Source organism: Pseudomonas sp. WS 5412 (assembly GCF_012985615.1).
Lineage (GTDB): Bacteria > Pseudomonadota > Gammaproteobacteria > Pseudomonadales > Pseudomonadaceae > Aquipseudomonas > Aquipseudomonas shahriarae.
The window spans coordinates 1-6,527 of the sequence record NZ_JAARMB010000046.1 but is presented as its reverse complement, the minus strand read 5'-3'; the positions used below and the strand labels follow the sequence as shown (position 1 = coordinate 6,527).

General features: G+C 60.9%; 5 protein-coding genes. 2 read left to right on the top strand and 3 right to left on the bottom strand.

Going from position 1 to position 6,527, the window contains the following annotated elements:
• Nucleotides 1-606 precede the first annotated feature (606 nt).
• Nucleotides 607-1,524, bottom strand: coding sequence for a LysR substrate-binding domain-containing protein (locus HBR94_RS28200; RefSeq protein ID WP_057960585.1), 918 nt, complete (start codon nt 1,522-1,524; stop codon nt 607-609).
• Nucleotides 1,525-1,672: 148 nt separating this feature from the next.
• Here HBR94_RS28200 and HBR94_RS28195 point away from each other — a divergent pair, with 148 nt between their 5' ends.
• Nucleotides 1,673-2,701 carry an amino acid ABC transporter substrate-binding protein gene (locus HBR94_RS28195; RefSeq protein WP_057437889.1) on the top strand — a complete coding sequence of 343 codons (1,029 nt, stop codon included), beginning with the start codon at nt 1,673-1,675 and terminating at the stop codon, nt 2,699-2,701.
• 3 nt (nt 2,702-2,704) lie between these two features.
• Here HBR94_RS28195 and HBR94_RS28190 read toward each other — a convergent pair whose 3' ends face one another.
• Nucleotides 2,705-3,718, bottom strand: coding sequence for a diguanylate cyclase (locus HBR94_RS28190; RefSeq protein WP_170045902.1), 1,014 nt, complete (start codon nt 3,716-3,718; stop codon nt 2,705-2,707).
• A 138-nt stretch (nt 3,719-3,856) separates the two neighbouring features.
• Entirely contained in the window at nt 3,857-5,776 is a 1,920-nt protein-coding gene (locus tag HBR94_RS28185; protein WP_120731716.1) for an alkaline phosphatase D family protein, read from the bottom strand.
• A 174-nt stretch (nt 5,777-5,950) separates the two neighbouring features.
• Between HBR94_RS28185 and HBR94_RS28180 the strand changes: the two genes are divergently transcribed.
• A complete protein-coding gene (locus HBR94_RS28180) occupies nt 5,951-6,409 on the top strand; it encodes a transposase (RefSeq protein ID WP_170045901.1) in 459 nt (152 codons plus the stop codon).
• Nucleotides 6,410-6,527: the final 118 nt, after the last annotated feature.

Below are 6,527 nucleotides of genomic sequence, written 5' to 3'. Positions count from 1 at the left end.
TGCCCGCAGTCAGGCATTGCTCCGTGGGCCCGCCGCGATCGGCCATCCATGGCCGTGTCGCGGCTACCCCGGCATCCATGCCGGGGTGCCCACTGCGCAATACCTGCCTGCGGCCATCGTGGTTTAACGGGGCGCCTGAGATCAAGATCAAAAGCCAGATCAAAAGCAAAGCAACAGCAGAGCCAGAGCGCGAAGCTGCATTCCCCCTGTGGGAGCAGGCAAGCCAGCTCCCACAGGTATATGCGTACATCTCGACGATCAGGTCGGCTGTCAGGCCGCCTCGCTTTGCTTGTGATTTTGATCTTAGGCGCCCCGTTAAACCACGCTGGCCGTCATCCGATATTGATTTGGGGGGTAACCCGGCAGGACGCCGGGTTAGCCGCGCTGGGCCATGGATGGCCCATCGCGGCGGCCCCCCAAATCAATGTCGGATGACGGGCACACCGAGCCTAGGCGAGGTGCCGAGTGGTGGGGCAAGAGCCCTTTTGGTTACTTTTGGGGCTCTTTTCCAAAAGTGACCCGCCGTAAGGGCGGAACCAATAGCCGCCATGACCACAGCAACGGATATGTACACAATCCCCGAAGAACCACGAAAGAGTTGTGTAGCTACCTATGCCCATCGCAGGCAAGCCCGCCCCCACAGTGAGAGTGGGTGTACTCCACCATCCACTGCAAAAACGCCTTCACCTTGGGAATCTCCCCAGCATGCTCGGCATGGGCGATAAAGTGCGCGCCACTGCTGGGCATCGCATAGTCCCATGGCACCACCAGGCTGCCCTGGGCCAATTCGTCAGCCACCAGGTAGTGCGGCACCAGTGCCACGCCGTAACCCGATTGCGCCGCGCGTATGCACATGTAGAACGTGTCGAAGCGCGGCCCGTGGTAGCTGTTCTGTGAATGCAGGCCCTGTTCCAGGAACCACTCGTGCCAGGCCTCGGGCCGTGAGGTGCATTGCAGCAAGGTGTGTTGCGATGAAGCGTCGCTGCCCTGGGCGACAAACCCCGGTGCGCACACTGGCACTACCGCTTCGCGAAACAGCTCAATGCAGGTGGCCCCCGGCCATGACCCCTGGCCGAAGAAGAACGCGATATCGGCCTTGGCCTGCAGCACGTCGAAGGGTTCGAGCTCGTTGCGCACATCCAGGTGGATATTCGGATGACGGGCGGCAAAGTCCTTGAGCTTGGGCACCAGCCAGCGGTCGCCGAAGGTCGGTTGGGTGGCGATGCGCAGCACCTCGGTTTCACCACCGTAGGTGAGGATATAGCGACTGGAGATATCCACCTGGGTCAGGATCTTGTGCACTTCTGCCAGGTACAGCGAGCCCGCCGGCGACAGGTACAGACGCTGGCGCACGCGTTCGAAGAGCTTGTGGCAGAGCATTTCCTCCAGTTGCGCCACTTGCTTGCTCACCGCACTTTGGGTCAGGTGCAGTTCTTCGGCGGCACGGGTGAAGCTCAGGTGCCGGGCAGCGGCTTCGAAGCATTGCAGGGCAGTCATCGAAGGGGTCAAGCGTTTTGAGATCATGGGAGTTCATTCCAAACAGGAAGGAGCCTTTGCCTAAACGTCATTTGTGACCCAGGTGTAAAGCCGTTGATACTGACCGGCAACACTATAAATAAACTGGCCCGGGTTTGCGGCGCCAAATAATAAAATCCAACACGGAGAGCCTTGCATGCAGCATCTGAAATCCACCCTGGCAGCACTCACCGCCGCCACTGTCCTGGGCCTGGCCGGCACCGCTCACGCAGGCGCGACCCTGGACGCGATCCAGAAAAAGGGCTTTATCCAATGTGGGGTCAGCGACGGCTTGCCAGGCTTCGGCGTGCCGGACGCCCAGGGCAAGATGACCGGCATCGACGTTGATGTGTGCCATGCCGTTGCCGCCGCCGTGTTTGGCGATGCCTCGAAGGTCAAATTCACCCAACTGACCGCCAAGGAGCGCTTCACCGCGTTGCAATCCGGGGAAATCGACGTGATCTCGCGCAATACCACCTGGACCAGCTCACGGGATTCCGGAATGGGCCTGGTGTTTACCGGCGTGACCTATTACGACGGTATAGGGTTTCTGGTGAATACCAAGCTGGGAGTGGCCCACGCCAAGGAGCTGGATGGCGCGACCATCTGTATCCAGGCCGGCACCACCACCGAGTTGAACGTCTCGGATTACTTCCGTGCCAATGGCATGAAATACACCCCGATCACCTTCGACACCGCCGATGAAAGTGCCAAGGGCCTGGAAGCCGGCCGTTGCGACGTGCTGACCACCGACCAGTCGGGCCTGTACGCCCAGCGGATCAAGATGGCGCACCCGGATGAGTTTATCGTGCTGCCGGAAGTGATCTCCAAGGAACCCCTGGGCCCGCTGGTGCGCAAGGGCGATGACGACTGGTTCAGCATCGTCAAGTGGACGCTGTTTGCCATGCTCAATGCCGAGGAAATGGGCATCACCTCGAAGAACGTCGAGGAACAGGCCAAGACCACCAAGAACCCCGACATCGCCCGCCTGCTGGGGGCCGATGGGGAGTACGGCAAGGATTTGAAGCTGCGCAAGGACTGGGTGGTGCAGATCGTCAAGCAAGTAGGCAACTATGGCGAGGTGTTCGAGCGCAACATTGGCCAGGGCAGCGTGCTGAAGATCCCGCGCGGCCTCAATGCGCTGTGGAACAACGGCGGCATCCAGTACGCGCCGCCGGTGCGCTAACGGTTACTGCGAAACCCGGTCCTTGCCCGCGGCCTTGGACCGGTACAGCGCCTGGTCCGCCCGGGCCATCAGGTCGGCGGGTGATTCGCCATCGAGGCGCTGTACCACCCCCAGGCTCAGGGTCACGTTGAAATCGCCCACGGGAGGCAGGTCGAGCACCGCCCGGCGAATGCGCTCGGCCAGTATCCGGGCAGTTTCCACGGTGCTCTTGGGCATAATCAGCATAAACTCGTCGCCCCCCCAACGTGCCAGCAGGTCGCCCTGGCGCACGCAATGCTCCAGGCATTCGACTACCCGCAGCAGGGTGGCATCGCCCACGGCGTGTCCATGCTGGTCGTTGATCGACTTGAAGTCATCGACATCCATGGCAATCACCGCCAGCGGCAGACGAAACCGCTGAGCGCGCGCGCACTCTTCGAGCAGGGCTTTTTCCAGGCGATAGCGGTTGGCGATGCGGGTCAAGGTATCGCGCTCGGCCAGGGAGCGGTTTTCCTCGAGCTGTAACTGCAGTTGCTGGTTGACCCGCGACAGTTCGCGGGTGCGTTCAGCCACCAGCGCTTCAAGGGATTGGTTGCGCCGCTCAAGCTGTTCCAGGGAGCGTTTGCGCTCATGAATGCTGCGGTGGGCGCCGACCATGCGCGACACCGAGCCATCGGCATTGCGGGCAATGATGTAGCCACGGTCTTCGATCCACAGCCAGGTACCGTCTTTTTTTCGACAGCGGTATTCGGCTTGATAGTGAGGGGTGCGGCTATTGATGTAGTCATCGAAGACTTTCATCACATGGGGGTAATCGTCGGGGTGGATCACGCTTTCCCAGGTGAAGACGGTGTTTTCCAGGGAATGGTGATCGTAGCCCAGCATTTCGTACCAGCCGGGGTTGCGATAGACAAACCCGGTGTTGGCGTTCCAGTCCCAGATTCCATCGCTGACCAGTTCCATGATGGCATGGACCAGGTCGGCGTTGACGTCGAAAAACTCACTGTTCAACGGATCCAAATCGGATGTATCGCCCATCTGCGCGCTCCCTGCGAGGATGCTGGCTCATTGTGGCCAGTCAGGTGTTAACGCCGATACTCCGTGGCTGGGCGTACTGTACAGCGAGGTTTGTCCGGGTAAAATTGTGGCTAAACGCCATTATTGTTGGTGACCAAGCTAGAGCGGTTCCACCATCCGGGTAGGAGCCGAGCCGTTGGCGTTGTGCTGGTAAATCGCCTCCGGCTGCCCTTGCTCATTGAAAAACACCTGGCCGATGCCGGCACTGTTCCACAGGCGTTCTCCCGCTTCGGCATGTTCCGGGATATACGGCACCACTTGCATGCGCCGGCGCCGGGTCAGCCAGTTCAGGGGCGAGCGTGGTGAGTAGAGCCAGCGGTTAAGGCGGTCGAACCATTCCAGCAGGCGCGGCGGGAATTGGTTCTTGATGCCACTGCTGGTGATCTGCCAGATATTCGGCCCGCCGTTGCGATGGCGGATCAGCACCTGGTAGACGAACGAGTAGTGCACATCCCCCGACAGAATCACGTAGTTACCTGGGGTGCGCGAGTGGCGGAAGATATTCAGGATCACCTGCGCGGCGCCACGGTGGGCCATCCAGTTTTCGGCATCGACCAACAGTGGGTAACCGCACCAACTGAAGACTTTCTGCACCGTCTCGATCAGCTTGACGCCGAAGATCGGCGCGGGCGACACGATGATTGCCGAAGGGTGGTCGAGCAGTTCTTGTTGCAGCTCACTCAAGGCTTCCCAGTCCAGCAGGCCGGACGGTTGCTTGAGAGTGAATTCACTGCGCCAGCGCCGCGTACGGGTGTCGATGACCACCAGCGCCGGGGTGGTGGGCAGCACGTAATGCCACTGTTGAAACTGCAGGAGTTCTTCGAGCAATTGGTCCTGGGCGGGCGCGGGTAAATGGTTGTCGTGCTGCTGGGCCGTCGCGCTCAGGGCCAGGGTTTTTTCCACAAGCGCGGCGAAGGCATCGGGGTTGTTGCCCCAGCCCTGGCAGAGCATATAGGCGAGCAAGGCGTTGCCGATGATGCGCTTGGAGAACGGGTGGCCATAGGCAGTCTGTTCCCACTGGGCGCTGAGGTTCCAGTCATCGGTGATGTCGTGATCATCGAAAATCATCAGGCACGGCACATGGGCGAACACCCGCGCCACACCGCCCAGACCGTCGCGAAACTTATCCACAGGCACCTGTTCGCGGGCGTAGCGCGCCCGTTCTTCGGCAGTGAGCCGAGTGGGCGGCTGTGTGGCGATCAGGGTCCAGGGGGTGGGCGACCAGACCAGCAGGTACATGGCCATGACTTCAGCGAAAGTCACCAGGTGGTTGTCGGCGGTGCTGCTGGTGAAGATCGGCTTTTTCACTCCGCCAAAAAAGCGTTCGCGCAGGGTCTCGTTGCTCTCCAGGGCGGGCAACAGATCGGCGCGATGGTAATAGCTGGCAGGGTGGTCATAGAGCTTGGCGCTGTCGTCCACCACGGCGCCATCGAGGTGTTCATCGAACAGGCCCAGGCGCGCAATCAGCCCATGGATGGCGCGCAGCATCGGCCCGGCCACATCGTCGGCGTACACCTGGTCGCCACTCATCATCAACAACGCCGGGCGCTGGGCCAGGCTGCGGTCGGCGGCCAACAGGCGATCAGCGCAGAGCAGGCCCTCGTCGGCGTAATGGTGGGGTTTGCGGCAAGAACCGTGCAGCAACTGGCGGATACGGCTGTGCAGGATGAAGTCCGGGGCCTGGGCGCCTGGGTACAACAGATGCGGGGCCCATTGGGCGATGCCGGCGCCACCCTCGATCAGCAGGTCATAACGGATGGGCACGTCCTGGGGCAGCGGCGTGGCCAGCGACACATCAATCAGGTGGATAAACGCCGCGCGGCCCACGGCAATGACCTGACAGCGTGTGGCGTCGAGGTCGATATCCAGGGACTGTTCGCCCTCGTCCTGACAGAACTGCAGCCGCAAGGTCAATGCCAGCGCGCGACTGCCCACCAGCCACAACACCAGGCGGCCCGGCTCCAGGCGACGCAATAAGGGGCCGGCGAGGACGGCGGGCAATGTGTCGGGTTGCAGCATGAAAACACGGCTCTGTGCGGGATTGGACTGGCTAGGTTAACGCAGTGGATGTCGGTGTTTTGTCAAAGCAGGCTCACTGTGGCAAGCGGATACATGTGTTCACCAATCTTACGGTCATTGGCTGATACCCGCTGCTAGCCTTGACATGTACTTATTGTTCAAAGGCGCAAAGGAATGCTTCGTCAGCCAGACTCTCATTTGTTACGCCGTGGCCGGTACTCGGAGCCAGGCCGATCCTATCTGATAACCGCCGTCGTGTATGGGCGACGGCCATTGTTCCGTGATCTGCGCCTGGGCCGATTGTTGGTGGCCGAGCTTAAGCGTACCCATGACTCAGGCCAGGTCAACTCGCTGGCCTGGGTCATTATGCCGGATCACCTTCATTGGCTGTTTGAGCTGCAAGAGGTGGGGTTGGCGCAAGTCATGGGGCGGACCAAGTCCCGGAGCACGCTGACGATAAACCGTGCTCGCGGTACCACGGGGCCGTTTTGGCAGCGTGGTTATCATGACCGTGCGGTGAGGGCTGAAGAGGACCACCGGAAAATCGCTCGCTATATTATTGCCAATCCGCTGAGGGCAGGGCTGGTGAAGCATATCGGTGACTACCCATTATGGGATGCGGTCTGGCTCTGAGTTTTGTGATGTGGTTGTGGCGAGCGGGCTTGCCCGCGCTGGGCTGCGCAGCAGCCCTAAAACCGGGCGCTATGGTATGCCTGACACACCGCAGAGGTCTGAAGGGGGCCGCTGCGCA